Source organism: Polynucleobacter finlandensis (assembly GCF_018881755.1).
GTDB lineage: Bacteria > Pseudomonadota > Gammaproteobacteria > Burkholderiales > Burkholderiaceae > Polynucleobacter > Polynucleobacter finlandensis.
Window position 1 is genome coordinate 41,668 of the sequence record NZ_JACVPS010000012.1, and the last position, 26,280, is coordinate 67,947.

The 26,280-nt window shown below is 46.8% G+C and carries 32 protein-coding genes and 2 tRNA genes; 13 read left to right on the forward strand and 21 right to left on the reverse strand.

Annotated features, from left to right (window positions below; all coding sequences use genetic code 11):
• The 5 genes from ICN49_RS08935 to acs all read right to left on the reverse strand — a co-directional run bounded on the left by ICN49_RS08935 (window position 1) and on the right by acs (window position 3,322).
• On the reverse strand, window positions 1-351 hold the full coding sequence (locus tag ICN49_RS08935) for an HVO_A0114 family putative DNA-binding protein (RefSeq protein ID WP_255535481.1): 351 nt from the start codon (window positions 349-351) through the stop codon (window positions 1-3).
• Complete coding sequence (locus ICN49_RS08940) at window positions 348-701, reverse strand: toxin-antitoxin system TumE family protein (RefSeq protein WP_216167673.1); 354 nt, start codon at window positions 699-701, stop codon at window positions 348-350. Before ICN49_RS08940 ends, ICN49_RS08935 begins: the two co-directional genes overlap by 4 nt.
• Window positions 702-782: 81 nt before the next feature.
• Window positions 783-1,085, reverse strand: a complete 303-nt coding sequence (locus ICN49_RS08945) for a YciI family protein (RefSeq protein WP_216167675.1) — start codon at window positions 1,083-1,085, stop codon at window positions 783-785.
• A 125-nt stretch (window positions 1,086-1,210) separates the two neighbouring features.
• Window positions 1,211-1,301 (reverse strand) — tRNA-Ser (locus tag ICN49_RS08950).
• Between the two features lie 47 nt (window positions 1,302-1,348).
• Window positions 1,349-3,322, reverse strand: a complete 1,974-nt coding sequence (gene acs, locus ICN49_RS08955; protein ID WP_216167677.1) for an acetate--CoA ligase — start codon at window positions 3,320-3,322, stop codon at window positions 1,349-1,351.
• Window positions 3,323-3,489: 167 nt separating this feature from the next.
• Between acs and ICN49_RS08960 the strand changes: the two genes are divergently transcribed.
• Genes ICN49_RS08960 through ICN49_RS08980 form a run of 5 tightly spaced genes read left to right on the forward strand, consistent with a single transcriptional unit; the run spans window position 3,490 to window position 7,636 of the window.
• Window positions 3,490-5,013 carry a fumarate hydratase gene (locus tag ICN49_RS08960; protein WP_216167679.1) on the forward strand — a complete coding sequence of 508 codons (1,524 nt, stop codon included), beginning with the start codon at window positions 3,490-3,492 and terminating at the stop codon, window positions 5,011-5,013.
• 14 nt (window positions 5,014-5,027) lie between these two features.
• The gene (gene murI, locus ICN49_RS08965; protein ID WP_216167681.1) at window positions 5,028-5,834 is read left to right on the forward strand and encodes a glutamate racemase; all 807 of its coding nucleotides are present in this window, start codon (window positions 5,028-5,030) and stop codon (window positions 5,832-5,834) included.
• Window positions 5,831-6,526: a TonB family protein gene (locus ICN49_RS08970; protein ID WP_216167682.1), complete on the forward strand. Its 696-nt coding sequence runs from the start codon at window positions 5,831-5,833 to the stop codon at window positions 6,524-6,526. The genes murI and ICN49_RS08970 overlap by 4 nt, the downstream gene beginning before the upstream one ends.
• A gap of 1 nt (window position 6,527) precedes the next feature.
• Window positions 6,528-7,220, forward strand: coding sequence for a MotA/TolQ/ExbB proton channel family protein (locus tag ICN49_RS08975; RefSeq protein ID WP_216167684.1), 693 nt, complete (start codon window positions 6,528-6,530; stop codon window positions 7,218-7,220).
• Between the two features lie 2 nt (window positions 7,221-7,222).
• On the forward strand, window positions 7,223-7,636 hold the full coding sequence (locus ICN49_RS08980; RefSeq protein WP_216167686.1) for an ExbD/TolR family protein: 414 nt from the start codon (window positions 7,223-7,225) through the stop codon (window positions 7,634-7,636).
• 12 nt (window positions 7,637-7,648) lie between these two features.
• On the opposite strand, the gene ICN49_RS08985 is transcribed toward ICN49_RS08980, so the two are convergent.
• Together ICN49_RS08985 and ICN49_RS08990 are read right to left on the reverse strand one after the other, a co-directional pair.
• A complete protein-coding gene (locus ICN49_RS08985) occupies window positions 7,649-8,092 on the reverse strand; it encodes a hypothetical protein (RefSeq protein WP_216167688.1) in 444 nt (147 codons plus the stop codon).
• Between the two features lie 46 nt (window positions 8,093-8,138).
• Window positions 8,139-8,227: transfer RNA gene (locus ICN49_RS08990), tRNA-Leu, on the reverse strand.
• A 133-nt stretch (window positions 8,228-8,360) separates the two neighbouring features.
• On the opposite strand from ICN49_RS08990, the gene ICN49_RS08995 reads away from it, so the two are divergent.
• The 3 genes from ICN49_RS08995 (at window position 8,361) to ICN49_RS09005 (ending at window position 11,684) form a co-directional block, all read left to right on the forward strand.
• Entirely contained in the window at window positions 8,361-10,835 is a 2,475-nt protein-coding gene (locus ICN49_RS08995) for a penicillin acylase family protein (RefSeq protein ID WP_216167690.1), read from the forward strand.
• A 65-nt stretch (window positions 10,836-10,900) separates the two neighbouring features.
• Window positions 10,901-11,311 carry a surface-adhesin E family protein gene (locus ICN49_RS09000; protein WP_216167692.1) on the forward strand — a complete coding sequence of 137 codons (411 nt, stop codon included), beginning with the start codon at window positions 10,901-10,903 and terminating at the stop codon, window positions 11,309-11,311.
• On the forward strand, window positions 11,292-11,684 hold the full coding sequence (locus ICN49_RS09005; RefSeq protein ID WP_216167693.1) for a hypothetical protein: 393 nt from the start codon (window positions 11,292-11,294) through the stop codon (window positions 11,682-11,684). The genes ICN49_RS09000 and ICN49_RS09005 overlap by 20 nt, the downstream gene beginning before the upstream one ends.
• A gap of 33 nt (window positions 11,685-11,717) precedes the next feature.
• On the opposite strand, the gene ICN49_RS09010 is transcribed toward ICN49_RS09005, so the two are convergent.
• A complete protein-coding gene (locus tag ICN49_RS09010) occupies window positions 11,718-11,987 on the reverse strand; it encodes a helix-turn-helix domain-containing protein (protein WP_216167750.1) in 270 nt (89 codons plus the stop codon).
• Between the two features lie 22 nt (window positions 11,988-12,009).
• Complete coding sequence (locus tag ICN49_RS09015) at window positions 12,010-12,345, reverse strand: type II toxin-antitoxin system RelE/ParE family toxin (protein ID WP_216167695.1); 336 nt, start codon at window positions 12,343-12,345, stop codon at window positions 12,010-12,012.
• A gap of 157 nt (window positions 12,346-12,502) precedes the next feature.
• Here ICN49_RS09015 and purU point away from each other — a divergent pair, with 157 nt between their 5' ends.
• Window positions 12,503-13,357: a formyltetrahydrofolate deformylase gene (gene purU / locus ICN49_RS09020; RefSeq protein WP_216167697.1), complete on the forward strand. Its 855-nt coding sequence runs from the start codon at window positions 12,503-12,505 to the stop codon at window positions 13,355-13,357.
• Window positions 13,358-13,362: 5 nt separating this feature from the next.
• Here purU and soxA read toward each other — a convergent pair whose 3' ends face one another.
• Genes soxA through ICN49_RS09050 form a run of 6 tightly spaced genes read right to left on the reverse strand, consistent with a single transcriptional unit; the run spans window position 13,363 to window position 18,088 of the window.
• Complete coding sequence (gene soxA, locus ICN49_RS09025; RefSeq protein WP_369411524.1) at window positions 13,363-14,118, reverse strand: sulfur oxidation c-type cytochrome SoxA; 756 nt, start codon at window positions 14,116-14,118, stop codon at window positions 13,363-13,365.
• Window positions 14,115-14,444, reverse strand: coding sequence for a thiosulfate oxidation carrier complex protein SoxZ (locus tag ICN49_RS09030; protein WP_216167699.1), 330 nt, complete (start codon window positions 14,442-14,444; stop codon window positions 14,115-14,117). The genes soxA and ICN49_RS09030 overlap by 4 nt, the downstream gene beginning before the upstream one ends.
• Window positions 14,441-14,905 (reverse strand): SoxY-related AACIE arm protein, encoded by a 465-nt coding sequence (locus tag ICN49_RS09035; protein ID WP_216167701.1) that lies wholly within the window; start codon window positions 14,903-14,905, stop codon window positions 14,441-14,443. Before ICN49_RS09035 ends, ICN49_RS09030 begins: the two co-directional genes overlap by 4 nt.
• 11 nt (window positions 14,906-14,916) lie before the next feature.
• A complete protein-coding gene (gene soxX, locus ICN49_RS09040) occupies window positions 14,917-15,360 on the reverse strand; it encodes a sulfur oxidation c-type cytochrome SoxX (protein ID WP_255535482.1) in 444 nt (147 codons plus the stop codon).
• Window positions 15,361-15,390: 30 nt separating this feature from the next.
• Window positions 15,391-17,628: a xanthine dehydrogenase family protein molybdopterin-binding subunit gene (locus tag ICN49_RS09045; RefSeq protein ID WP_216167705.1), complete on the reverse strand. Its 2,238-nt coding sequence runs from the start codon at window positions 17,626-17,628 to the stop codon at window positions 15,391-15,393.
• A gap of 10 nt (window positions 17,629-17,638) precedes the next feature.
• Window positions 17,639-18,088, reverse strand: coding sequence for a (2Fe-2S)-binding protein (locus ICN49_RS09050; RefSeq protein ID WP_216167707.1), 450 nt, complete (start codon window positions 18,086-18,088; stop codon window positions 17,639-17,641).
• Between the two features lie 128 nt (window positions 18,089-18,216).
• Between ICN49_RS09050 and ICN49_RS09055 the strand changes: the two genes are divergently transcribed.
• Together ICN49_RS09055 and ICN49_RS09060 are read left to right on the forward strand one after the other, a co-directional pair.
• Window positions 18,217-18,564, forward strand: a complete 348-nt coding sequence (locus tag ICN49_RS09055; RefSeq protein WP_216167709.1) for a CidA/LrgA family protein — start codon at window positions 18,217-18,219, stop codon at window positions 18,562-18,564.
• Entirely contained in the window at window positions 18,557-19,282 is a 726-nt protein-coding gene (locus ICN49_RS09060) for an LrgB family protein (protein ID WP_216167711.1), read from the forward strand. Before ICN49_RS09055 ends, ICN49_RS09060 begins: the two co-directional genes overlap by 8 nt.
• 9 nt (window positions 19,283-19,291) lie before the next feature.
• Here ICN49_RS09060 and ICN49_RS09065 read toward each other — a convergent pair whose 3' ends face one another.
• From ICN49_RS09065 to aptA, 5 genes are all read right to left on the reverse strand, one after another.
• Window positions 19,292-19,606, reverse strand: coding sequence for a HigA family addiction module antitoxin (locus tag ICN49_RS09065; protein WP_216167713.1), 315 nt, complete (start codon window positions 19,604-19,606; stop codon window positions 19,292-19,294).
• 9 nt (window positions 19,607-19,615) lie between these two features.
• Window positions 19,616-19,894 (reverse strand): type II toxin-antitoxin system RelE/ParE family toxin, encoded by a 279-nt coding sequence (locus ICN49_RS09070; RefSeq protein WP_216167715.1) that lies wholly within the window; start codon window positions 19,892-19,894, stop codon window positions 19,616-19,618.
• Between the two features lie 108 nt (window positions 19,895-20,002).
• Complete coding sequence (locus ICN49_RS09075; protein ID WP_216167717.1) at window positions 20,003-20,980, reverse strand: Bug family tripartite tricarboxylate transporter substrate binding protein; 978 nt, start codon at window positions 20,978-20,980, stop codon at window positions 20,003-20,005.
• A 12-nt stretch (window positions 20,981-20,992) separates the two neighbouring features.
• Window positions 20,993-21,868 (reverse strand): isocitrate lyase/PEP mutase family protein, encoded by an 876-nt coding sequence (locus ICN49_RS09080; RefSeq protein ID WP_216167719.1) that lies wholly within the window; start codon window positions 21,866-21,868, stop codon window positions 20,993-20,995.
• A gap of 22 nt (window positions 21,869-21,890) precedes the next feature.
• The gene (aptA, locus tag ICN49_RS09085) at window positions 21,891-23,237 is read right to left on the reverse strand and encodes an omega-aminotransferase AptA (RefSeq protein ID WP_216167721.1); all 1,347 of its coding nucleotides are present in this window, start codon (window positions 23,235-23,237) and stop codon (window positions 21,891-21,893) included.
• Window positions 23,238-23,316: 79 nt separating this feature from the next.
• On the opposite strand from aptA, the gene ICN49_RS09090 reads away from it, so the two are divergent.
• Window positions 23,317-24,330, forward strand: coding sequence for a Bug family tripartite tricarboxylate transporter substrate binding protein (locus ICN49_RS09090; RefSeq protein WP_255535483.1), 1,014 nt, complete (start codon window positions 23,317-23,319; stop codon window positions 24,328-24,330).
• 30 nt (window positions 24,331-24,360) lie between these two features.
• Window positions 24,361-25,950: a gamma-glutamyltransferase family protein gene (locus ICN49_RS09095; RefSeq protein WP_216167722.1), complete on the forward strand. Its 1,590-nt coding sequence runs from the start codon at window positions 24,361-24,363 to the stop codon at window positions 25,948-25,950.
• Window positions 25,951-25,956: 6 nt separating this feature from the next.
• On the opposite strand, the gene ICN49_RS09100 is transcribed toward ICN49_RS09095, so the two are convergent.
• Window positions 25,957-26,277, reverse strand: coding sequence for a type II toxin-antitoxin system PemK/MazF family toxin (locus ICN49_RS09100; RefSeq protein ID WP_216167755.1), 321 nt, complete (start codon window positions 26,275-26,277; stop codon window positions 25,957-25,959).
• Window positions 26,278-26,280: the final 3 nt, after the last annotated feature.

Genomic DNA, 26,280 nt, shown 5'->3' on the forward strand with positions numbered 1-26,280 from the left:
TTAAACCAATATTTCGTATCTATCACCACAGGCGATGGGCTGCAAGGCTCTCGCCTGTTTTTGCATCTTCACGAGCCCATAGTGAGACATTGTTTTTAAGGTTCTAGATAAATTCCCCTGCTTTCGACCAGTTATTTCCGCTAATTCAGAAATGGATACTGGCTTTGACTTTCTAATGACATCAAGCAGTGCGCGATTCTCATCACTCAAAACCTCGGCAAGCGAACGCATTGAGGTAAACCATATTTTTGGATCCGTTGATTTAACCTTCAGCTCGCCCTTGGCAATAGACAAAATACGCCTACGAATCTCTTCTTGAGGAGCAATTCCTATTTTGATTACTTTCATCATTCCCTCGCCAAATTCAATGCTTTATCAACATCCACAAAAAAATCAATTAACAACTGATAAGCATTTTTGTATTCATAACGAATACCTAAATCAGATGGACTTCTATGTCGGTGGTCATAAGGTAAAGTGCGATTTGCATACTTAGTAGGATTTTTCGGGGCATGGGCATTGTCATAACCCAAAATACGAATTCCTGCGGGATCATGCAATGTTAAGGAATACCGAATGCCATGTGGCACTGCCTCACTCTTGGGAACCTGCCACGCTTCCATCTTTACCCAATAGCCGCCCTCCTGATCTATTACCTGTCCATGCAAATCCAAAAGGGTAGTAATTTCATGCGTGTACATAACCCTTAATATATCAACAAATGATATACCAAAAATATCACCCTGACTACCACTGAGGGTGATATTGGTTAAAGGTGTTTATTACGCAGGAGGAAACCCAACCTTTTGCGGCCACTTATTATGAAAAACATGAATGATGGGTTTTTCATAAACCCCTGCCATCGTGAACGGCTCTGCTGCTATCCAAGCCTCAGCTGCAATGCGACTCGGAAAATCAATGGCCAATAAACTTCCGACAGTAGTTTGACCATCTTCAGAAGTAAGCGGTCCACAGAAAGCCATGTGATCAGATAACTTGGCGAGATATTCACGATGGATAGGTCGCACTTCATCTCTTAATTGGGCCGTTCCAGGACGGTCCATTAGCCAGAATACAAAAATCATATTGATTCCTCTTGGTTATGTAAAAACAAAAGTGCCACATTAAACATAGTAAATACTAGCCTAGCTTGCAAAATGAAGTGTGCCCTGAAAATAAAAAACCACCCGAAGGTGGTTTAGAAACTACTTGGCGGAAGGGGCGGGATTCGAACCCGCGGTAGGCTATTAACCTACGTACGCTTTCCAGGCGTATGACTTAAACCGCTCATCCACCCTTCCGGAAACCATCGATTATACGGTTAACAAAAGGGTGTAAGTGGATTTGCTTAGAGCGCCTCTTTGAGTTGATCCAAAATCGCTGGATTTTCTAGAGTAGAGGTATCTTGAGTAACCTCTTCGCCTTTAGCGATCACACGCAACAAGCGACGCATGATCTTGCCAGAGCGCGTTTTAGGCAAGTTATCACCAAAGCGTACGTCTTTTGGCTTGGCAATTGGGCCGATCTCTTTACCAACCCAGTTGCGCAACTCAGTAGCAATCCTCTTGGCTTCATCGCCCGTTGGGCGCCCACCCTTAAGAACTACGAATACGCAAATAGCTTCACCCGTCATATCGTCTGGACGACCTACTACGGCAGCTTCAGCAACCAATGGGTTGGCCACTAGGCAGGATTCGATTTCCATAGTGCCCATACGGTGACCTGAAACGTTCAAGACGTCGTCGATACGACCAGTGATGGTGAAATAACCAGTCTCTTTATTACGAATCGCGCCATCACCAGCAAGATACAAAGTGCCGCCCAATTCTTCTGGGAAATAGGATTTCACAAAACGATCGCTATCGTTCCAAATGTTACGAATCATCGAAGGCCATGGACGCTTCACAACCAAGATACCGCCTTGACCATTTGGCACATCATGGCCAACTTCATCCACAATCGCCGCCATGATGCCTGGCAATGGCAAGGTGCATGAACCAGGAATCATTGGTGTTGCACCCGGCAATGGAGAAATCATATGGCCGCCAGTTTCGGTTTGCCAGAATGTATCTGCAATTGGGCAACGTGAACCGCCTACGTTTTCGTAGTACCACATCCAAGCTTCAGGATTAATTGGCTCACCTACTGAACCCAAGAGACGCAAAGAGGATAAGTCGTAGCTCTTAGGATGAATAGCTTGATCATTGCTTGATGCTTTGATCAAGGAGCGAATCGCTGTGGGTGCTGTATAGAAAATCGTTGCTTTGTGTTTTTGGATCATGTCCCAGAAACGGCCTGCATTTGGATAGGTAGGTACGCCTTCAAACACAATCTCAGTCGCGCCCACTGCGAGCGGGCCATAAGTGATATAGGAATGTCCAGTGACCCAACCAATATCGGCAGTACACCAAAACACATCGTTTGGCTTAATGTCAAAGGTCCACTTCATGGTCAAAATAGCCCACAACAGGTAACCGCCGGTAGAGTGCTGAACACCCTTTGGCTTGCCTGTAGAACCTGAGGTATAGAGAACAAAGAGTGGATGTTCTGCACTCACCCACTCTGGCTCGCAAGTGGAAGATTCATTAGCAACAACATCGTGCATCCAAGAATCGCGACCAGTAGTCATGGGAATATTGCCGCCGGTACGCTTGTACACAACGACATTTTTGATTTTTTCACATTCGCCTAAAGCAAGCGCCTCATCAACAATTACTTTCAGTGGTAAAGCTTTGCCACCGCGCATTTGTTCATCAGCAGTAATCACCGCTACTGCGCCAACGTCAACAATGCGCTCTTGTAATGATTTAGCAGAGAAACCGCCGAATACTACTGAGTGTGTTGCACCAATACGAGCACAAGCTTGCATGGCAACAATGCCTTCAACTGACATTGACATGTAAATAATGACGCGGTCACCAGACTTGATGCCCATCTTGCGCAATGCATTTGCCATTTTGCAAACACGATCAAGCATGTCTTTGTAAGTAACGTTGGTCACCTGACCGTCGTCAGCTTCAAAAATGATAGCGACCTTATCACCCAAGCCATTTTCAATTTGGCGATCTAAGCAGTTGTAAGAAGCATTGGTTAAACCATCTTCAAACCACTTATAGAAAGGCGCCTTAGATTCATCAAGAACCTTGCTGAAAGGCTTCTTCCAATAGATATTCTCTTTAGCAAGGCGTCCCCAAAAACCCTCATAGTCCTTTTCGGCTTCTGCGCAAAGCTTGTTATAGGCTTCCATTCCAGGAATAGCAGCACCCTTAACAAAGTCTGCGGGTGGGTTAAATACGCGGTTTTCTTGCTTTAATGGTTCCATGCTTTACAGCCCTCTTTTTAATAATCAGCCACTCATTTTCTGCATAATGAACACAGAATGACGGGGTTACACCCTCAAGAGCTAATAAGATAAGTGAAAACACGGGGGATTTGCTCTATGGCAAACCCTTAAAATAGGGCAAACCTTTACTAATTAAGTCCAAAAACATGACAAACATTAAACAAAATGACCTGATTCAAAGCGTAGCGGATGCCTTCCAGTTCATCTCCTACTACCATCCCAAGGATTTTATTGATGCGATGGGCAAGGCTTATGAGCTAGAACAAGGCGTAGCCGCTAAGGATTCGATCGCCCAAATTCTGACCAATAGCCGCATGTGTGCCGAGGGACATCGCCCTCTTTGCCAAGACACTGGTATTGCAGTCGTTTTCCTCAAAATTGGCATGAACGTGCAATGGTCGGATGCCACGATGAGCGTGAGCGAGATGGTCAATGAAGGCGTGCGCCGTGCTTATCTCAACCCAGAAAATATGCTCCGCGCTTCCGTGTTGACTGATCCAGCAGGTAAACGTAAAAATACTGGTGATAACACACCGGCTGTTATTCATTATGAAATCGTCCCTGGTGATGATGTTGAAGTGATCTGCGCCGCCAAAGGTGGTGGTTCAGAGAACAAGGCCAAGATGGTCATGCTCAACCCTTCTGACTCCATCGTCGACTGGGTTCTCAAAACTGTTCCCACCATGGGTGCGGGCTGGTGTCCACCCGGTATCCTCGGGATTGGTATCGGCGGTACTCCTGAAAAAGCCATGTTGATGGCTAAAGAGTCTTTAATGGGTCCTGTAGACATTCAGGAACTCATTGCTCGCGGACCAAAAAACAAAGTGGAAGAATTGCGCCTTGAGCTCTATGAAAAGGTGAATCAATTGGGGATTGGTGCCCAAGGCCTTGGTGGCTTAGCCACTGTCCTGGACGTCAAGATTTTGGATTACCCAACCCATGCAGCCTCGCTCCCTGTCGCAATGATCCCGAACTGCGCTGCAACTCGCCACATCCACTTCCATTTGCACGGCGATGGTCCAGCCAAATTAGAAATCCCTTCCCTAGCTGACTGGCCAGATGTCACTTGGACCCCAGACACCAAAAAATCCAAGCGGATCAATTTGGATACCTTGACTGCCGCAGAAGTCGCGAGCTGGAAACCAGGCGAAACACTGTTGCTCAACGGCAAAATTCTGACTGGTCGTGATGCTGCTCATAAGCGCATTCAGGACATGCTCGCTAAAGGCGAAGAGTTACCGGTGAGCTTTAAGAATCGTGTGATCTATTACGTCGGTCCAGTCGATCCAGTGCGTAATGAAGTTGTTGGTCCAGCAGGTCCAACTACTTCTACTCGGATGGATAAGTTTACTGAGATGATGTTGGCAAAAACGGGTTTGATTTCCATGATTGGTAAAGCAGAGCGTGGTCCGGTTGCGATTGAAGCAATTAAGAAACATAAGTCTGCTTACTTAATGGCTGTTGGTGGCGCTGCTTACTTGGTCTCTAAAGCGATCCAAACTTCTAAAGTGGTTGGCTTTGCTGACTTAGGCATGGAAGCGATTTATGAGTTTGATGTCAAAGACATGCCAGTCACAGTAGCGGTCAACTCTGAAGGCATCTCAATGCATGAGACTGGCCCTAAAGAATGGCAAGCTAAGATCGGAAATATTCCGGTCAAGATTGTTTAAGCGCAGCTGACTACTTGGCACTGATCGGGGTTTTTGATTCTGGCGTTGGGGGCTTATCCATCTTGGATGAGGCCCTAGACCAACTTCCCGAGCACGATTACATCTATCTTGCGGACTCTGCAAATGCCCCCTATGGTGAAAAGTCGAGCGAATGGATTGCCGCTCGCAGTCTTGCCTTATGCCAATACCTTGCCGAAGAAGGTTGCGACGCGATTGTGGTGGCTTGCAACACCGCCACCGCAGAAGCGATTAAAGACATTCGCCAGAAATTGAATATTCCAATTATTGGCGTTGAGCCAGGGATCAAGCCAGCAGCAATGCAAACGCAGAACGGGATTGTGGGTGTACTCGCCACCGAAGCCACACTTAATAGTGATAAGTTCAATGCCCTACTAGCAACGCTTCCTGCCAACTGCCAATTTATCAAGCAAGCGGGTGCTGGCTTAGTGCCATTAATTGAATCAGGAGAGGCGGATGGTGAAGAAACGCTAGAGTTATTGGCCAAGCATTTAGAGCCGATTCAGGATGCGGGTGCTGACACCTTAGTTTTGGGTTGCACTCACTACCCTTTTCTTCGCAAAGCGATACGAAAGTTACTAGGTGACAGCATTACCCTGATTGATACGAGCGAGGCAGTAGTACGACAACTCAAGCGCCAGTTAGAGGATAAGGAGACTGCACATTCTGAAGATACTTGTGGCTCCGTGCTCTTCATGAGCAGCAAAGATGAAGTTACACTCTTGCGCATGGCTCAAGAACTGATGTCTAGCGATTTAAGTGCGTATGCTATATCAGCTAAATATCTAGGTGATCTCCAGTGAACACTTTTATATCTCGTCTAGATCACTACCTTCCGTTTGATAAAACCGAACGTACCATCATTGGTATTGTTCTGCTAATGCATGCCATCTTTTTTATTGGCTTTCATAAGAGCATGCAGCCTAACACCCCTGACAATCTAGACGATTCCCGCGTGATGGCCAATCTAGTGAGCCCTGAAGCAGCAAAACCAGCTCAGCCTCCAGCGCCACCACCACCCAAGCCAAAGCAAGAAGAGAAAAAGAAGACCGTCAACGAGAAATCCACTCAAGCACCAACACCCCCGCAGTCTCAACAACAAGCCGCTACACCGCCCAGTCAGCAGCCCAGCAAATCTGATGCACCCACCCCAAATGCTGCTGTTGCCCCTGCCACCAATGGGGGAGCTAGCGGCACACCTATTCAGACCGATATTGGTAAACTGGTCGTCGTATACCAACCGGATGCCGATGCCTATTACCCCTCATTCTCGAAGAGATCAGGCGAGCAAGGTGAAGTAGTAGTGCGATTGATTATTGATGAAGGTGGCAACGTTGAGGATATTGCTTTATTAAAATCGAGCACATTCCCGCGACTAGATCGCGCTGCCTCCGACATTGGCAGACGTTATCGCTTCAAGCCATTTTTAGTGAACGGTTCGCCCGCTCGAATTTCAACCAACCTGTTAATTAAATTTAATCTAAAGACCCAATAATATGAATACACCATTTGGCTTAGCAAATTTGTGGCTCGAGGGGGATTCAATCACCCGCTTTGTAGCGCTGGCGCTCTTACTCTGCTCAATCGTCACCTGGGTGATTTTGCTTTCCCGTTTTTGGGATCTGCGCAATCTCCGTAAGCTTAGCCCAGAACTAGACAAGTTTTGGCGCGCTACTTCATTTGATCAAGGCCTCTACTCCCTGACAAATCATGGAACGAACCCTTACTATCATATTGCAAAATCAGCCTTGGATGCATCCGCGCATCACCAAAGCCAATCCACCAATCATCGCGAGCTTTTGCAAACATTGAACTACTCAGAGTGGATGGCCAGAAGTCTCAAGTACAGCATTGATGGGGTCGCCGCCAAATTACAAAAAGGGTTGACCTTCCTCGGATCAACTGGCGCTACCGCCCCATTTATTGGTTTGTTTGGGACAGTTTGGGGCATCTACCATGCTTTAATTTCTATCAGCAGCTCTGGCAGCGCACAGCTTGACCAAGTGGCCGGCCCAATTGGAGAGGCCTTAATCATGACTGCCTTAGGTTTGGCCGTGGCTATTCCAGCAGTGCTTGGTTTTAACGCCATCAATCGCGCTAATAAATTGTTTGTGGCCGATCTCAATCGCTTTGGCAATGATCTATTGGCGTATTTTGTGACTGGTGCTCGCGTAGATTCCGGAGAATAAGCATGTCTTTTCATATTCAAGACGACCAGAGCGACGACGGCATTATGGCCGAAATCAACATGACACCCATGGTGGATGTCATGTTGGTCTTGCTGATTATCTTTATGATTACTTTGCCGGTGATCCAGCAAGCAGTGAAGGTGGAATTACCTAAAGCCAATAGCGTGCGCAATGAAGTTAAACCTGAATCAGTGCAGCTCTCAATTGATGCCAAAGGTCAAATCTTTTGGAATAGCTCGGCGATCGACTTAAAGACTTTTGATGGCTATGCTCAAAAAGCAGCGGAGAAAGATCCTCAGCCTGAAATTAATTTACGTGCCGACAAGTCTGTGAAGTATGAATATGTCGCACAAGTGCTCGCGGCATCACGCCGTGCTGGTCTTACTAAGTTAGGGTTTGTCACTGAGCCAGACTAAATTGGGGGCGGTCTAATTGCCCTTGATCGCCGAGCACTTCTCGGTATAAGACTTCGTGCCCTCACCCATGGTGGAAGCCAAGATGCCACCTTTAATCGTTTCAATCTTTTTCAGTTCACCCGTTACTCGATTAATCGTGGTTACTGACACCACAGTCCCAACGCCATAGCGCACACCATCGAATTCTTCAGGCGGGAAAGATGTGTCTGTCAAAAATGAAATCTTATCTCTAGTGATAGAGACATTTTTAATTTCTTGAAGGCCTCCACTACTCACCTGATCTAAATCACGTTCATCAAAATATACTTTGCCTTTTGTGCTTTTAGAGCCCTCTGTTGGCGAGGCTACTTTTAAGACATACTCTTCAGTCATGTCTCTTTCAACCCGAATACAATTGAAAGAAAGCGTTTCAGCGCTGATAGCAGCCGAGAAAATGGCTAAGCCCACAAAGGACATTAACCGGCGCGATGAGTGGAATGGATGTGTAAATATCATTAAAACTTGGTGCCCGAGGCCGGAATCGAACCGGCACGACTTTTTTGAGTCGGCAGATTTTAAATCTGCTGTGTCTACCGATTTCACCACTCGGGCTCGCACTAACAGTAACTGCCGCGCTATATAAATCAAGACAAGCGAAATTTTAACATGTGAGGGCATGATTGCCCTGGAACTCGGTCCATTGGGGCGCCAAGAGGGAAATGTCCAAAACGGCTAAAATATTCCCATGAAGTTTATAAGCAAAATCCAAGGGCTGCGCCCAGTGATACGGGGCATCCTCTGGGTTGGCGGCGGTCTTTCACTGGTCATTGGCATCACCTGCTTAATCTATCTATTCTCTGCAAAGACTACGCTCTCCGGCAAGCAAACCATTCAAAGTCTTGGTGATGCCGTGGTGATCACTTTTGATGAGAGTGGCATCCCCCACATTAAAGCCAAGAGCTCTACTGACGCCCTCTTCGCTCTAGGTTATTTACACGCTAGTGAACGTTCTTGGCAGATGGAAGTCAATCGTCGTCTAGCCAGTGGACGACTTTCAGAAATCCTTGGTTCGGAAACAGTTGCGATTGATCGCTTTATGCGCACACTTGGCATTAAACATGCCGCTGAAAATCAGTTTGATCACTATCCCATTGCTGCCAAACGCTTGCTGCAATCTTATGCAGATGGCGTGAATGCCGGTAATCAACACTTGGGTTGGGCGCTCCCTGTTGAATACTTCCTCACCGGTTCAAAGCCTGGCTACTGGTCACCATCAGACAGCGTAGCTTGGATGTTGATGATGGCCTTAGATTTGGGTGGTAACTGGCAAAAAGAATTGCAACGCTTAGAGTTATCCCAATTCTTAACAACCGAACAAGTTTGGCAAGTGCTACCGCCATTTGTTGCTGGTGATCCAGTAACGCGGATGGACTTTGCAAAAATGTATCGGGATAACAAAGTATTTAATACGGCACCGTCTGCAGGCGAAAGCAAATCAAATAAGCTGCCAACTAATGAGCTATCTGAACTGTCTACCAATGACCTGCCAGGTGGTAAAGATGGTATTGGCTCAAACAATTGGGCGCTCGGCGGTAAGCGTACCGTCAGCGGGAAACCTTTGCTGGCAAATGATCCTCACCTAGGCCTATCTGCCCCAGCCGTTTGGTATTTTGCTCACCTAGAAGCGCCCGGAATAAATGTCATTGGGGGAACACTCCCTGGAATACCAGCAGTTGTTTTAGGTAGAACAGATAAATACGCCTGGTCCTTCACCAACACCAATCCTGATGTACAAGATTTATATATCGAGCAACTAGACAGCAAATCTCCGGGCATGTATCGCGGACCGGATGGCCCGCTACCCTTTAAAGTTCGCCAAGAAATCATCGACATCAAAGATGCTGCACCATTGCGCTTCTTGGTAAAAGAGACGAGGCATGGTCCAGTAATATCAGATGCCTACTCACGTGCAAAACGCGCGATTAATACTGAAAAATTTGCACTAGCATTACGCTGGACCGCTCTTGATATTGAAAATCAATCAGTAGCAGGCCTATTAGAAATGAATCGCGCAGAGGATCTAGATGGTTTTAAAAAGGCGTTGCGTAAAAACTATGCGCCCATGCAAAACGTAGTGATGGCTGATGTAGAAGGCAACATCTCATACCAAGCTGCTGGTATGGCACCTAAGAGAATTCTGCATCAAGGTCTGTATGGCGTCGCCCCGGCTCTAGGCTGGGAGAAGCAATATGACTGGACCGGATACGTGCCTTTTGAACAACTGCCAGCGAGTAATAATCCTGAGCAGGGTTGGATAGCAACAGCAAACCAACCCATCATCGCCAGTAATGACGCCAATCCACTCACAGCTGACTGGGACCTGCCAACCCGCTACGACCGCATTGTGGATCTCATACAGGCAAAGAGTCAGCATGATTTCAACTCCATGAAAACTATGCAAGGCGATACCTTATCGCTTGGAGCGAAGCCCTTACTAGAACTTTTTAAGGCAAGCATACCCAATCACAAGCTCGGTCCACAGGCTTTAGAAGTTAGCAAAGATTTTGATGGCGACATGCGCGTTGATAGTGCAGCAGCACTCATCTTTAATGCTTGGGCTGATCAACTGACGCGCAATCTTTTCTCACGTCTGAGCTATTTATTTACCGAAAACTATGGTGCTAGAAATTTTAGGTCTCCACTGATTTTGCAGTTAACCAACCCCAATAGTCCTTGGTGCGATAACCCCGGCACAGAAAAAGTAGAAACTTGCGCAGAATCTTCAAATGAAGCTTATGCAAAAGCTCTTGACGAATTAAGCTCGCGCTATGGCAACGAGCCAAGTAAATGGTCTTGGGGCAAAGGGCATGTGGCTATTTCAGAACATCGCCCGTTGAGTAAGGTGCCCCTGCTAGGGAGCTTCTTCAATTTAGAAGCTCCTTTCCCAGGGGATAGCTTCACTGTTAATGTAGGAAGGCTTGAATTACTCCAAGCGGGCAATCCTTTTGAAACAAAACAAGCACCAAGCCTGCGCACGGTTTACGACCTATCCGACCTCGAAAAATCCGTCTTCATCTATCAGTCTGGTCAATCTGGTTGGGTCCAGAGCAAGCTCTACCGGAACATGCTGCCTTTATGGGCAAAAAACGAGTACTTGCCACTACAAATGAAGCCAGAAAATATTAATCGCCAACTTGATCTCACCACTAAACAAAAATAGACTCAAGCCGTTTAGAATGATTTACTAGTACATTAGCTATAGATACCAATAGGAATACAGTACCAATGAAAAAACTCTCCGCCCTGATCACAATCACAGTCGGCCTGATGGCTCTTCCAGCAACGAATGCGTTGGCAGCTTGGACAGAACTCGGCTCCAATGATGCTATGAGTGTTTTGGTTGATACGGCCACCCTAAGAAAAGATGGGGATAAAGCCCAGATTCTTTCGATGTTGGATTTAAAAAAACCAGGAGTTAACCCAACATCAAAACAGGTGGTGAATTCCCTGATTGGTCTTAACGAATACAACTGCTCCAATGCAACTTACCGTCCAATTGAATTTAAAGAATTTTCTGGAAACAAGGGCAGCGGTAAAGTGGTGACAGATAACAAATCTCCTGATGCCCCATTCGAACCCGTAGTTAGTGGCTCCTGGACTGCTGGAGTATTTAACCTTGCTTGCAAAGCTAAATAAGTTCGCCCCACTCTTTAAGAGGTCAAGCCTTTGGGTTTGGCCTCTTATTTTTTGTCCACTGCTTTTATCTAGCTGTGCTGCACCACTTGCAGCACTAGGCGCCTCAGGTACCGCAGCAGCAAGTTCTGTTGGCACTACCGCCACCACAGTTGCAGTTGCCAACCCTATGACAGCGACCAGCATTATTTCAACAGCCACGACAGGCAAATCCCCTTTGGAGCACGCAGCGTCGGCAGCAACTAAGAAGGAATGTAGCTTTATCAATGTTGTCGGCCCAAAACCCATCTGCGAAGATATTCCCATTCCAACGATTAACGATAAGAGTGAGGTTTATATAGGGCCAGCTGATAAGACTGATGCACCCATTAAATAGAGGTCCTTTATGAATACTCCCTTTGGATATTTTTTATACCAAATGAAGTTCGACTCTTTTACCCAAGGCCGCCGCATACTTTCTTAGGGTATTCAGACTTGGAGAGTGCTTTCCTGTGGCCAGCGCACTTTCGAGTCTTGCAATCGCAGGAGCTTGAGTCCCCATACGCTTAGCAATTTGAGCCTGTGATAGGCCTGCCTCTTTCCTCGCAGCAAGAATTTCATCTAAAATCGCGAACTCTTCACGATTGAGCTTATCCACCTCGGCCTTAACGGCAGAGTTCTTCAGCATCTTGGCGACCATCTGTTTATGGTTCAATGTTTTGTTAGTTTTTGTTGTCATTTTTTATTTCCTTCATGCGTTGCTTGGCAATCTTCAGTTCTTTTTCTGGCGTCTTTTGAGTCTTCTTAATAAAACTATGAAGCATTACAATTTTTTGACCTGACATCGTACAAAAAAAGACTCTCGCAACTCCCTCGGCACCCTTTAGCCTTAATTCAAATAAGCCGCCACCAAAAGCATCGGTATGTGGCAGACCCAAATGTGGGCCATGCTCCATCATTCGATCAGTCAAACCAATATAGCGAGCTTGGAGTGTTACTGGCAAATTTAAGATATCGTCTTGAATTCCTTTGCTGTAGTACTCGATTAAATATGCCATTCTTCCATGATAACAAATATGTTATCATTAGGCAACCATCAATTTACTGAAAAAGCTTTGGCTACCAGAGAATCCACTTCAAAGGAGCTGGTTAACTGAAGATATCTGTCGTCAGTCTAAAATCAGTATTTACACGCAATCCTTTTGAATTTAAGACATGAACCCAGAAAACTATTACCTCACCCTGACTTGCCCCAATCGCCCAGGGATTGTTGCCGCTGTATCCACTTATATCTATCAAGCCGGCGGTGATATTGAGGAAGCACAACAGTTTGATGACAAAGATTCCAAGCGCTTCTTTATGCGCGTGAGCTTTAGCTGCTCAGTCGATGCACAAACTTTAAGAAAAGGTTTTGTAGAAATTGCCAAGCGCTTCGAACTTAATTGGGATCTACGTGCTGTAAAAGATCTCAAGAGCGTATTGATCATGGCCTCTAAATTAGATCATTGCCTAGTTGATCTGCTCTACCGCTGGCGCATTGGTGAATTACCGATGATTATTTGTGGAATCGTCTCCAATCATCCACGCGAAGTTTACTCGAGCATCGACTTTGCTGACATTCCGTTTTATCACCTGCCAGTGACACCAGAGACTAAACCAGCACAAGAAGCCAAGCTATTAGATATCGTCGCTGACTCCAAAGTCGATATGGTGATCCTGGCACGCTATATGCAGATTTTGTCTGACGACTTATCTACCAAATTATCTGGTCGCTGCATTAACGTACACCACTCTTTCTTGCCCAGCTTTAAGGGTGCCAAACCATATCATCAGGCCCATGCACGTGGCATCAAACTGATTGGTGCGACAGCGCACTTTGTCACGAGTGATTTAGATGAGGGTCCAATCATTGAACAAGACGTCACCCGCGTCACCCATGGCGATACACCGGAAGATTTAGTTCGTAAAGGTCGTGACTTAGAGCGTACTGTTTTATCTCGTGCCCTACGTTACTACTTGTACGATCGCGTTCTGATTAATGGCACGACCTCTGTCGTTTTCTCAGACTAAGAGGATTAAGGCCGGACCCCTGGAGTTTCCAGAGGCATGCCTCTAGCGCGCCACATCAGAAACAACTCTAGCTGCGCCATCTCTGGAGAGCCGTACTCAAACTGTTGTGCCCTAACTCCGCTCATACAGTTGCGTAATCTGCGTTGCAAGGAACCTAGGTTTTGCCATTCAAGGCGATAAATAGGATATGCCGTAGGGTGACCCTGCGGTATGGCGCTCCCACCCAACTTCAATCCAGCACGATCCTCATGGCACTGTGCACAAGACAGATTGAGTTGACCCATTCTAGTATCAAACCACTGGCGGCCTTTTTGCAAAGAGGCTTTATTTGTTGGCGTTTCTTCAACGGCAATTGGCATGCCCTTTGATTGGGTTGCCACGAAGACAGTTAATGCTAATAACTCTTTACTCTCATATGCCAATCGAGGGGCATGTTGCCTTGTAACCCGACACTGATTGATTTGGCCCTCAAGTGTTTGGAGTTTTCCTTGAACCATCTTAGGAAATTGGACTGCAACCCCACGCATTGCAGTCTTTGAATCGCCATGGCAAGAGGCGCAAGAAATATTGCGCTTACCAACCCTCTCCTGCCAAAGACTTTGTCCATCCATCACCCAAAATTGAGCTGGATTTAAGTTTGGGTCATCTTGCATCGCCTGATTCTCTGGCGTCATCAGTTCATAGCTAGATTGCCGAGCGGCAAAGCTCGTAGCTGGGCATAGGATCGCCAGCAGGAGTGCAAATACTGAAAGTAATTTCACGTAACAGTGATTTGGCTTTGATTCACTGCCTCATAACCTCCGTCACCTTGCCACTCAAATTGCAAGGTGCCAGACTCTGTAGCAATGGTGGTGAAGACGATCAAAGGATTAGCTCCAGTGCCCGGATGAAACTCTGCTTTGAACACTTCTACGCCGTTATAGCGGCAAGTGAAGAAACGAATAATGTCACGCGGCACGAGTTTGCCGGCCTCCGTATACCGAAAACCTGTTTCCATATCATGCTGAGCAATCGCACGGATTTCAATAACGGAATCTTTCTTTGCTTGTGCAGGCATCGTGATTGAAGTACGGGAAGTCTTGCTCATATTGCCTCCGTACAGGCTGAGAGCGTCACCAAAGTCTCTGCGTACCCCTGCCAAAAACTGCCATCATTCATTTGAGCAATCGCCCATACCCTCTGAGTCTCTGCCAGGCGCACACGCGTCGTGATATTGGCCGTTCCAGAGCGTGGTGTGAAAAAGGCACTAAAGATATTGGGCAGAGGATTACCTTCCGCAATCACATGAATGGCTTTAACGTAATCCTGAGCTGTCATTGGACTCTCTACGCTCACCTTTAAGACTACGAGATTACCGTTTTCTACCAAGGGCGGAATGACCAACTTGACGCGCCCATCTTTGGGCACTTGTGAACCCACAATTTTTGCAATTACTTCCATGGCCTCGGGCTTCTTGGCAAATACCAAGACTGGATTTAACCAAGCCCCAATACCGAGAAGGCCCAATACCGATAGCCAGCGACGGCGAGGATACGTTTGCTTATTCATGATTGATACATTCACTGAACATTCTTTTGATTTAAATTGACTAGAAAGGCCACAACATCCTCGATTTCTTGGCCACTCAAAATCGTTTGTCCGGCAAACTTTGCTGCCACACGATTCAGATTCTCGGTTTTGTAATACGCAGGCATGATGGTGTCACGATCAAAGCGGCTTGGATCCACAATGCGCGCGCGCAATTGACCTGCAGATAATTTAGCGGCACTCTCTCCAAGCTCTGGCGCCAAGTTTCCCTGAAAACGCTCTTCTGGAAAAGGGCCGCTGTGGCATAGCAAACATAAACCTGTTTGTCGGCTGGCAACGATCGCTCTACCTCTTACTGGGTCGCCTGCAGAAGCAGTAAGGGACTCGACTTGCGAATCCCTTACCAAAACCTGTGCGTGTACTGGAGCAATGAAACTGAGGATGCTGAGCAAAAAAGCTGCTGGCGCATACCTCATTCCCATCGAGCCAATTTCAAGTAGGTTTAATTAAACCAACTTGATGCCACTGTTTTTCAACGGTACTGTACGCAAACGTTTGCCAGTAGCGCGATAGATTGCGTTCAACACGGCTGGCGCTGCTACAGCAATCGTTGGCTCACCAACACCGCCCCACTCTTTGCCGCCACCCTGAATGATGATGGTTTCTACTTTTGGCATCTGAGCGAGTCGAATCGAGTTGAAGGTGTCAAAGTTCTTTTGAACAACGGCGCCATTCTCGAGAGTAATTTCTTCTTCAAAGAGAGCAGATAGACCGTACACAAATGAACCTGAAACCTGACGGGAGATCTGCGCTGGGTTTACTGCATAGCCAGGATCCGTTGCCGCAACAATGCGATGAATCTTCACTTCATTCCCATTCTTCACAGACAGCTCACAAGCAGCAGCGACATAGCTACCAAAAGAACGCATCTGGGCTACACCCCGGAAGACTCCTGGAGCAGCAGGCTTAGTCCAGCCAATGCCATCAGCAACCGCATTGAGAACTGCTACTGCACGTGGGAACTCTTGCATATGCTTGCGACGGAACTCCACCGCATCCATACCAGTGGCTTCAGCCAACTCATCCATAAAGGTTTCGATAAAGACTGCGTTTTGGTTCACGTTCACGCCACGCCAAAAACCTGGTGGCACGTGCGTATTGCGCATCGCATGATCGATATTTAAGTTTGGAAAACTGTAAGTGATGCCATGCTCGCCACTAGGCTCAAGACCTTGAAAGCTCAATGGATCTTTACCTTTATTAGCAGCAACCACCGCAGGACGCACAGCTGCCAAAATAGATTGGCCAGATAAACGCATGTTCAAGCCAGTCACATTCTTCTTATCATCGATAGCAGCAGTCATTTTGCACATCATCACGGGGTGATAGCGACCTTGCGTCATATCCTCTTCGCGAGTCCAGATCAACTTAATCGGCGTACCAGGTAATTGCTTAGCAATGTTGACTGCTTGGGTTGTGTAATCTTGGAATGCACCCCTACGACCAAAGCCGCCGCCAAGGTTCACCTTATAAACGTTGCAGTTTTCAGCAGGCAAGCCAGAAGCAGCGATCACCGCTGCCAAAGAAGCCTCACCGTCTTGGGTTGGTACCCAAGCCTCACAACTGGTTGGCGTCCACTTAGCAGTTGCTGTTTGTGGCTCCAAAGTAGCATGGTTCAAGAATGGATAGAAATACGTTGCCTCAATGGTTTTGGATGCGCCTGATAAAGCCGCCTTCACATCACCGTTAGTATTGTGTGCAAATGCGTCATCCGCTGTAAGACCTGCTTCAAGCATCTTCTTAATCGAAGCGCTAGACACATTGCCATTAGCACCGTTATCCCAAACGATATTGACTGCATCCAAAGCTGTCTTAGCCTGCCAGAATGTTTCGGCTACTACCGCTACAGCCGTCTCACCTACTGGCAATACTTTCTTAACACCCTTCATGCTTTGCGCCTTAGTAGCATCAAAGCTCTTCACCTTGCCACCAAAGACTGGGCACTCTTTAATATTGGCAACCAACATTCCAGGCATCTTCAAATCGATTGCGTAGATTTGCTTACCAGTCACTTTGTCAGCTACACCATCAATACGATTGACTGGCTTACCGATTAGAGTCCACTCTTTAGGATCTTTTAAGGTCACGCTAGTCAAGGCTGGAACTGGCAATTGTGAAGCAGCAACAGAAACCTTACCGAAGCTAGTCTTACGACCCGATGGCGTATGGGTAATGACGCTATTCAGCGCTACGCACTCTGAAGCTGGAACACCCCAAGTATTGGCGGCCGCCTGAATCAGCATTACGCGTGCAACAGCGCCACCTTGACGTACATACTGCTCAGAAGTACGAATACCGCGACTACCGCCTGTTGAGTAACTGCCCCACGCTTGCTTGCGCTTTAAGCTTTCGCCAGGAGACGGGTACTCATACGAAACTTTTTTCCAATCACACTGAAGTTCTTCGGCAACCATTTGTGCCAAACCAGTGATCGTGCCCTGACCCATTTCTGAGCGAACGATACGCACCACGACATCATCATTTGGTTTTACAACTACCCAAACACCGATTTCTGGAGTTGCCAAAGGCGTTGTTGAAGAAAGGCCAGAACCCATTGCAGCATTTGCAGCTGAAATAAAGGAAAGATCAAAACCAATCGCTAAGCCGGTACCCACTGCTGCGGAACCAACGATAAAGTTTCTGCGGGAAGAATTTGTCATGTCGTTTTTAATTGTTGTAGTCATCTTGATCCCCTTAAGCCTTACTAGCAGCATGAATCGCTGCACGCACTTGTTGGAAAGTGCCACAACGGCAGATATTGGTGATGGACTCATCAATCTGCGCATCAGTAGGCTTGGGGTTATTGCGTAACAAGGCGGTGGTTGCCATCACCATGCCGGATTGGCAGTAGCCACACTGTGGCACTTGGTTATCAACCCAGGCTTTTTGAACTTTGGAGAGTTGACCGCTCTTCTCAAGACTTTCAATAGTTTCAATTTTCTTGCCTTCTGCGGCAGACACTGGCAAAGAGCAGCTACGGACTGCTTGACCTTCAAACAAAACAGTACAGGCGCCACATTGACCCACACCACAGCCATACTTGGTACCAGTTAAGCCAACTTGTTCACGAATAACCCACAGCAACGGGGTATCTGGATCAACATCCACCTTATATTTTTTACCATTGACGTTTAACTCAGCCATGCGTGATCTCCTAAAGATTTTTATATTGGGGCAATCTTCATGAATGTCCCTACTTTTCGTGTCCTTATCTTAACCAAGAATTAAGTTATTGCATTGCAACATATATCGATGGGCAGTAAGATTCTTGAATGATTTCTGGACTCGTACAAATACTGTTATTTCAAAGCCTTGGGGAAGTCATTTCCAAGTTTCTCTTACCCACCCTCCCAGGTCCAGTCATTGGTTTGGTATTGCTCGTGCTTTGGCTGGTTTTACGCAAAGAAGTAAACGAACATCTTGCGACGGTGGCTGATGGCTTTAGCCAATACTTCGGCCTCTTATTTGTGCCAGCTGCTGTTGGGGTCGTCTTATTTCTGCCCCAACTCAAAGCCAATGCTCTGGCCATCATTTGTGCCCTAGTGGGTAGCGTCGTCCTCACCATTGGCTCAAGCGCGATCGTTGTACGCTTTTTAAGCAGCAAGGTCTCCGATGAGTGAAAAACATTCTATCGTTGAGATTTGGGTTTACCTATCCGGTAGCCCTCTCTTTGCGCTCTTTATTACCTTGGCTGCATATCAAATTGGTCTATGGGTTTATAAGTCGACCAAACAAAATCCATTAGCCAATCCAGTAGCGATTGCCATCATCCTAGTGGCCACTGTCATACAGTCAATTGATATGCCCTATTCGAGCTACTTTGAAGGGGCGCAATTTATTCACTTCTTATTAGGTTCGGCAACAGTCTCCTTGGCCATTCCCATTTATCGCGGACTGAGCAGCCTCAAAGGCAGGTCCATTCCGCTGATCTTTTCTTTGATTGCTGGCGGTCTAGTCTCGATTTTTAGCGCAGTCAATATTGCTAGCCTTCTGGGTGCTGGTTCTAGTATTACTGGCGCAATGTATCCCAAATCCGTCACTGCGCCCATTGCGATGGGTATTGCCGAGCGCATTGGCGTATCACCAACCCTCACCGCTATTTTTGCTGTAGCTACCGGGATCTTGGGGGCTATTCTGGCGCCCTTCGTTCTCAATGCACTTGGTATGAAAGAGTGGTGGCAAAGAGGGTTTGCGATTGGCATCGGCGCGCACGGTATAGGTACCTCACGCGCCTTTAGCATTCATCCAGAAGCGGGAACTTACGCCAGCTTAGCCATGGGAATGAACGGCGTGATTAGCGCCGTTGCCATTCCGATCATCTATCACTTGTTTAATTAGTAAATCTCTTTACGCGGCAAGTAATTCCGGTATGAGTACATGCTTTACTTTTGGTTTAATAGTTTTTCTGGCTTTCCACAAGTCATAAGCAGTCTGCTGAGACAGCCAGATACTTGCACTTCCACCATTTTCAACTCCGAGCCAAGCCTCGATGCGCAAAGCCATCTCAGGAGAGATTGCAGCCCTTGCATTCAGAACACGTGATAACGCTGGGCGAGTAACCCCTAACTGTTCAGCTGCAGCTGTCACAGAAATACCCAAAGCAGGTAATACATCGTCACGGAATGTAAGTCCTGGATGGGGAGGGTTAAACATTTTTTTCATTTTAATAATTTAGTGATAGTCCTGATAACTAACCAAAACTGCATCTTCACCTTCAAACTTAAAAGTCATTCTCCAGTTACCACTCACTACAACCGAATAATGTCCGGCTAACTTTTCTTTCAGGGGGTGCAATCGCCATCCCGGAATATTCATATCATCAGGACAGGTTGATTCATTTAGTCTCGCCAGTTGCCTTGCCAATTTGGGGCCATGAGAACTCTGAATACCCGCCCTACTTCCCGTCTCAAAAAATAACTGTAGGCCTTTGTGACGGAATGTTTTGATCATACCATATTGTATAGCAACGAGTTACACATATTTCTGAAGCCCCCATTAACCCCTTTAGACATAAAGGGCTAATGGATTAATCTAGCGCTAGTTATTTATTATTAATCCTCATTCAGGTTTAATTTGTGCCGCCTTCACGATTGGCGCGATTCGAATGAGATCCCCCTTAATTTGCTCTGCAAATTTCTCTGGGGTTCCAGGGGCAGGAACGATACCCATCGCCAGTAACTTATCTCGACCCTCTGGTGAATTTAAGATCTCATTTAAAGCTTGATTTAGTTTGGCAATGATGGGTTTAGGTGTTTTTGCTGGTGCCAACAGGCCAACCCAACTATTGATTTCAAAATCTTTTACGCCACCCTCAATAAAAGTAGGAACATCAGGCAGACTCGGACTGCGTTTGGCGCTAGACACGGCAATGGCTTTTACGCGGCCAGATTTAACATATTGATTTGCCCCTGCTACTGCCGTATAGACCAGCGGAATATTTCCGCCAAGCAAGTCCGTTAGGGCCTGACCTCCACCTTTATATGGGATATGAAGCAAATTGGCGCCTGTTTTTTGCTTTAGCAATTCTCCGGCAATATGAGGCGTTCCACCAGCGCCAGATGTTCCATAAGAAAGGCCGTTAGGATCTTTTTTTGAAATGGCAATCACATCAGCCAAGGTTTTTCCAGGGAAATCATTATTGGCAACCAATATCAATATGGCATCACCAATCTTTCCGATGGGAGCAAAGTCTTTAGCGCCATCAAATGGCACTTTATCAAACAGGGATGGGTTGATAGTGAGCGTCCCATCGAAACCTAATAACAGGGTATAGCCATCTGGCTCAGCAGTCGCAACCATTTGAGTGCCAATATTTCCTGAGGCACCGGGCCTATTATCAGCAATCACCTGCTGCCCTAGCTTGAGTGAGAGTTGTTCGGCAATAAATCGCCCTGAGGTATCGGTTACGCCTCCAGGCGTAAATGGAATAACAAGACGAATGGGTCGATTGGGATAACTTGATTGCGCTAAGGAAGGATTAGCAAAGCAAACAATAATGAAGCAAAAAAACTGTAGGCAATAAACTGGTAGTTTCATGGCACGCCTTCTTTATTTGGTTTCTACGTAGCGCTTCTCAAATTCCCAAACATCCTCAAAACCCATTAATTTAGAGAGCTCTCCAAAGTCATATAAATCGACGGGGTTACTGATTGAAGATCCGGTAGCCTTAAAGTGCTCATATACCCCCGTCATTGCCTGCACTGCAGCTAGCAGAGCAGTTACCGGAAAGATGGCGATTTTGTAACCGAGATTCTCCAATTCGGCTTGACTCAGAACAGGAGTTCTCCCCTTCTCCACCATATTCGCAATCAAAGGATGCCCTGCAAAAGTTTGACCAATACGTCGCATCTCTTCCTGACTCTCAGGAGATTCAATAAATAAAATATCCGCTCCCGCACGCGCATATGCTTCGCCGCGTCTCAAGGCCTCATCCAAGCCTAAGGTAGTGCGAGCATCGGTTCGAGCAATAATTTTAAAGTTGGGGTCAGTTCTGTTTTCAACAGCCACCTGAATTTTCCTCACCATATCCTCAAGTGTAATCACTCTGCGACCGGGTGTATGGCCACATTTTTTGGGGAACTCTTGATCCTCTAGTTGAATAGCTACTGCACCCGCTGCTTCGTAGCCGCGCACAGTGTGACGGACATTAAGCAAGCCGCCATAGCCAGTGTCACCGTCAGCAATTAAGGGTGTCTTTGCCATTCCTGCCATAGCAGCCACACGACCGACCATTTCGGTATAGCTTGCTATGCCTGCGTCTGGTAAACCCATCAGCGAGGCAACCGTGCCGTAACCGGTCATATACAAAGCATCAAAACTCATTCGATCAGCAAGGCGCAAGGAAACCATTTCATAAACGCCAGGAGCAACAATAAGTCCCGGAGATTTCAAGCGCTCTTTAAACTGGATTCTCTGTGCAATCATATGTTTTCCTAAGAATATTCTTCTAAATGTTCATTGCAGCATCAACTGCTTCACCCAATACGCTGATGAGGTTTTCTACTTCGGCTGGCGTGGAGATAAATGGAGGCCCTACTGCGATGGCATCCCCAGCCACACGAACAAGCGCGCCTCTTTCAATGCAAGCTTCAAGCACTTTCATAGAACGCAAGCCTGGTTTTCCAGCAACAGGATCAAGCTCAATGGCGCCAGATAAACCAAAATTACGAATATCCAAAATTCCGGATTTTCCTTTTAATGCGTGCAAGGCATTTTCTAATACGGGTTCAAGCGCTCTGGCGCGATTAATCAAATCATCTGATTCGAAAATATCCAAGACTGCATGCGCAGCCGCTGTTGGAATAGGATGGCCTGAGTAGGTATACCCATGGAAGAACTCAATCATTTGCTCTTGCCCGCCTGCACCCATGATGGCGTCATAGATATCGCCCCGCACTAAGACACCACCCATTGGAATCACACCGTTGGTAATCGCTTTAGCAAAGGTAATCATGTCTGGTGTAACACCAAAGCGATCAGCGCCGAAGTTTGCACCCAGTCGACCAAAGCCCGTAATCACTTCATCAAAGATTAATAAGATGCCGTGCTTAGTACATATCTCACGAATCTTTTGTAAATAACCGTCTGGTGGAACAAGCACTCCAGTGGAGCCTTGCACTGGCTCTAAGATTACTGCTGCAATCGTATTGGCATCATGTAAGGCTACAATTTTTTCTAACTCATCGGCCAAGTGTGCGCCCCAAGTCGGTTGCCCTCTTGAGAAAGCCATTTGCGAAAGATTATAGGTATGCGGCAAATGATCAACACCAGGCATCATCATGCTCGCAAACATTTTGCGATTGGCAACCATGCCGCCAACAGAGATACCGCCAATCCCAACACCATGGTAAGAACGATCGCGCCCAATCATCCGAATGCGAGATGCATTACCCATCACGCGGTGATAGCCAATTGCAATCTTGAGCGCGGTATCAACCGCTTCTGAGCCGGAGTTGGTGAAGAATACTTTATCCAAACCTTTAGGAGCCATCTTCACAATACGACTTGCTAAAGTAAATGTGGCCTCACTCGCCATCTGAAATGCTGGGCAATAATCCATGGTTTCATACTGCTTGGCAATGGCTGCACCAATACGTGGATCGGCATGCCCCAATGGCGAGCACCAAAGCCCAGAAAGGCCATCAAACAGCTTACGGCCATGATCATCGTAGTAGTAAGCTCCTTTAGCTGATTGCATCACCTTAGGATGCTGATGAAAATAACGGTTCGGCGTGTATGGCAGCCAATAGGCAGACATGTCAATCGAAGCTGGAATCTTTAAAGCTGCAGTCATGGATATCTCGTTTTTATGTAAATTTTTACTTCGCTTGCTTTTCCAATACTATATTACCCATCACCCCTTGGATATCGAAATGAACACTCTGAAACACCGTTTTAGCTTTTTACGCAATCACTTACTGAGTTGCCTCATGCTCAGCCTTTCTTTAACGGCGGGATTTTCCAGTCAAGTCTATGCGGCAGACGCTGACTGGCCTAAAAAGCCAATCGTGGCAATTTTGACGTTTCCTGCTGGTGGCTCAACCGATGTGTTTGCGCGCGCAGTAGCTGCACCATTGGGTGAAGCGCTTGGACAATCAGTGATTATTGAGAATAAGCCTGGTGCCGGCGGCATGATTGGCTTGCAAGCAGCAGCTAAAGCGGCGCCTGATGGCTACACCATTCACATTAGTGCGCTGACCAATCAAACCATTTCTCAAGCACTCTTTACCAATCCTCCAGCAGATCTGCGTAAAGACTTTGCACCGGTAGCACAACTGGGCTCTATTCCACACTTGCTAGAAGTTAATCCAACAGTTCCAGCCAAAAACTTAACAGAGTTAATTGCTTTTATTAAATCTAAGAATGGGAACTTCAATTACGCCTCCCAAGGCAACGGTAGCCTCTCCCATCTTGAGGCCATCTTATTTATGCAGCGTATTGGCGCTACTGGAACACATATCCCGTATAAAGGTAGCAGCTTTGCCTTGCCTGACTTGATTGCCGGCAATACCTTGATGATGTTTGATAGCGTAACTGCTTCATTGCCGCATATTCAGAGTGGCAAGTTACGCCCGATTGCGATTGCTGCCTCAGAGCGCACACCACTCATGCCAACCGTTCCTACTCTTGGGCAGGACGGCATGAAATCATTTGATGTGGAAAATCTCTACGCAGTGTATGTACCCAAGGGCACCCCCTCTTACGTTGTAGCGCGTCTAGAGAGAGAAATTCGGAAGATTTTGACCAATCCTGACTTTAAAGCGCGTATGGCTAACCAAGGTATTCATCCTCAGTTTGAAAATGCTGATCGCCTAGCGGAGATAACAACTACAGAACACAATAAATGGGAAAAAATAGTGAAGGCAGCCAATGTTAAAGTTGACTAGATTCAACCAACTAGAAAAGTACCTTACCTGATGCTTATTTCACCCCCATTTGGTGGCGGTCGCGCCCCAGTATTAGCCAGAAATGCCGTAGCCAGCTCTCAACCGCTGGCAACCCAAGCAGGGATTGAAGCCTTACAAAACGGTGGTAATGCTGTTGATGCCGCCCTAGCGACAGCTATTACGCTCACCGTTGTTGAGCCGACCATGAATGGGATTGGTGGCGATGGCTTTGCACTGGTCTGGGATGGTAAGAAACTTCATGGCTTAAATGCTTCTGGTCGCGCGCCCGGCGCTTGGACCCCAGAGTTCTTTGCTGGCAAAACTGCAATGGATCTGATTGGTTGGAATACCGTCACGGTACCTGGCATGGTTGCAGGATGGATTGAACTCTCCCGTAAGTTTGGCAAGCTGCCATTCGCGCAACTATTTAAACGCGCAATTGATTACGCTGAAAATGGTTTTCCAGTTTCACCTGTCATTGCACGACAATGGCGCGAGGCTATTCCGGTGCTTCGCAAACAGCCCGGATTTTTAGAATCATTTTGCATTGATGGTAAATCCCCTGCCGCTGGAGAATTCTGGCGCTATCCTGCGCAAGCCAATACGCTTAAAGAGATTGCAAAAACTGAAGGTGAATCTTTTTATACCGGCGCCCTTGCTAAAAGCATGGTGGAGTTTGCGCAGGCTACCGGTGGTTGCTTCACCATGGCTGATTTTGCTGCCAACAAACCAGAGTGGGTTGAACCTCTAGCCTTCGATTACGGTGATTACACCTTGCATGAGATTCCGCCTAATGGTTCTGGCATCGCCGCCCAAATGGCTTTGGGTATATTGGAAGCCGCTAATGCCAAACAATATCCTGCGAACTCTGCGCAGCGCATTCACTTGCAAGTAGAGGCGATGCGTATGGCTTTTGCTGATGCCTATGCCCATGTCTCTGAATGCAGCACCATGAATGTCACGACGCATGCATTACTAGATCGACAATATTTAGCCAGTCGCGCAGCGCTGATTGATCATCAAAAGGCAGGCACATATGCAGCTGGTGATCCACACTCAGGTGGCACCGTCTACCTTTGCGCCGCCGATGAATCTGGCATGATGATTTCTTATATCCAGTCAAACTTCAAAGGCTTTGGTTCGGGTGTCGTAGCACCGGGCGGCATTGCGTTTCATAACCGCGGCATGAGTTTTAATTTGGAGGATGGTCACCCTAATCAGGTCGCTCCAGGTAAACGCCCTTTCCACACGATTCTTCCTGCCTTTCTGACTAAAGGTAATCAGCCGACGATGGCTTTTGGGGTGATGGGCGGCAATATGCAGCCTCAAGGTCACATCCAAGTAGTCATGCGCTTCGTAGATGAATATCTCAACCCCCAAGCTTGTTCAGATGCCCCACGCTGGCGCATTGATGACCTAGGTAAATTGACTGTAGAGGCGTCTATGCCCACCACAGTGCTTGAGGGTTTAAAGAGTTTTGGTCATGAGGTGACTGTCATGCCAGCCAACAGCTTGGACTTCGGTAGCGCTCAAGCCATTGCATTGTTAGGTGAAGATACCAGCTCTGGATATATTGCTGGAAGTGATCACCGTAGAGATGGATTGGCGGCTGGGTTTTAAGAGTTGCTAGAGAGCAAAAGTTTCTTGTAGAGTATTTAAAGTGGAATGCAATGTTTTTGCGCCTATAGTGCCTAGTTTTTTTACCAAACGAGTCTTGTCAATAGCTCTCATTTGGTCTAATAGAATTAAGCCTTTTTTTCCGTCATGAGTAATGGGAACTCGAAAGCCTGCAGCTCTACCTTTGGTAGTCATGGGTGCAATGATGACCGTCCTGAGGTAATCATTCATATCTTGCGGAGAGACTACAACGCAGGGGCGAGTTTTCTTGATTTCACTTCCAAGCGTTGGATTTAAATTAATAAGCCAAATTTCTCCGCGCCAAACAATACT

Coding starts and splice junctions, on each gene's coding strand:
- aptA (WP_216167721.1), bottom strand. CDS start 23,237: ATGACTGCAGCTTTAAAGATTCCAGCTTCGATTGACATGTCTGCCTAT.
- ICN49_RS08995 (WP_216167690.1), top strand. CDS start 8,361: ATGAAGTTTATAAGCAAAATCCAAGGGCTGCGCCCAGTGATACGGGGC.
- ICN49_RS09035 (WP_216167701.1), bottom strand. CDS start 14,905: ATGAATAAGCAAACGTATCCTCGCCGTCGCTGGCTATCGGTATTGGGC.
- ICN49_RS09000 (WP_216167692.1), top strand. CDS start 10,901: ATGAAAAAACTCTCCGCCCTGATCACAATCACAGTCGGCCTGATGGCT.
- ICN49_RS08935 (WP_255535481.1), bottom strand. CDS start 351: ATGATGAAAGTAATCAAAATAGGAATTGCTCCTCAAGAAGAGATTCGT.
- ICN49_RS08960 (WP_216167679.1), top strand. CDS start 3,490: ATGACAAACATTAAACAAAATGACCTGATTCAAAGCGTAGCGGATGCC.
- purU (WP_216167697.1), top strand. CDS start 12,503: ATGAACCCAGAAAACTATTACCTCACCCTGACTTGCCCCAATCGCCCA.
- ICN49_RS08980 (WP_216167686.1), top strand. CDS start 7,223: ATGTCTTTTCATATTCAAGACGACCAGAGCGACGACGGCATTATGGCC.
- ICN49_RS09095 (WP_216167722.1), top strand. CDS start 24,361: ATGCTTATTTCACCCCCATTTGGTGGCGGTCGCGCCCCAGTATTAGCC.
- ICN49_RS09055 (WP_216167709.1), top strand. CDS start 18,217: ATGATTTCTGGACTCGTACAAATACTGTTATTTCAAAGCCTTGGGGAA.
- ICN49_RS09010 (WP_216167750.1), bottom strand. CDS start 11,987: ATGGTCGCCAAGATGCTGAAGAACTCTGCCGTTAAGGCCGAGGTGGAT.
- ICN49_RS08985 (WP_216167688.1), bottom strand. CDS start 8,092: ATGTCCTTTGTGGGCTTAGCCATTTTCTCGGCTGCTATCAGCGCTGAA.
- ICN49_RS08945 (WP_216167675.1), bottom strand. CDS start 1,085: ATGATTTTTGTATTCTGGCTAATGGACCGTCCTGGAACGGCCCAATTA.
- ICN49_RS09090 (WP_255535483.1), top strand. CDS start 23,317: ATGAACACTCTGAAACACCGTTTTAGCTTTTTACGCAATCACTTACTG.
- ICN49_RS09030 (WP_216167699.1), bottom strand. CDS start 14,444: ATGAGCAAGACTTCCCGTACTTCAATCACGATGCCTGCACAAGCAAAG.
- ICN49_RS09065 (WP_216167713.1), bottom strand. CDS start 19,606: ATGAAAAAAATGTTTAACCCTCCCCATCCAGGACTTACATTCCGTGAC.
- soxX (WP_255535482.1), bottom strand. CDS start 15,360: ATGAGGTATGCGCCAGCAGCTTTTTTGCTCAGCATCCTCAGTTTCATT.
- ICN49_RS09050 (WP_216167707.1), bottom strand. CDS start 18,088: ATGGCTGAGTTAAACGTCAATGGTAAAAAATATAAGGTGGATGTTGAT.
- ICN49_RS08975 (WP_216167684.1), top strand. CDS start 6,528: ATGAATACACCATTTGGCTTAGCAAATTTGTGGCTCGAGGGGGATTCA.
- ICN49_RS09070 (WP_216167715.1), bottom strand. CDS start 19,894: ATGATCAAAACATTCCGTCACAAAGGCCTACAGTTATTTTTTGAGACG.
- ICN49_RS08940 (WP_216167673.1), bottom strand. CDS start 701: ATGTACACGCATGAAATTACTACCCTTTTGGATTTGCATGGACAGGTA.
- ICN49_RS09060 (WP_216167711.1), top strand. CDS start 18,557: ATGAGTGAAAAACATTCTATCGTTGAGATTTGGGTTTACCTATCCGGT.
- ICN49_RS09075 (WP_216167717.1), bottom strand. CDS start 20,980: ATGAAACTACCAGTTTATTGCCTACAGTTTTTTTGCTTCATTATTGTT.
- ICN49_RS09015 (WP_216167695.1), bottom strand. CDS start 12,345: ATGGCATATTTAATCGAGTACTACAGCAAAGGAATTCAAGACGATATC.
- ICN49_RS09080 (WP_216167719.1), bottom strand. CDS start 21,868: ATGATTGCACAGAGAATCCAGTTTAAAGAGCGCTTGAAATCTCCGGGA.
- acs (WP_216167677.1), bottom strand. CDS start 3,322: ATGGAACCATTAAAGCAAGAAAACCGCGTATTTAACCCACCCGCAGAC.
- ICN49_RS09045 (WP_216167705.1), bottom strand. CDS start 17,628: ATGACTACAACAATTAAAAACGACATGACAAATTCTTCCCGCAGAAAC.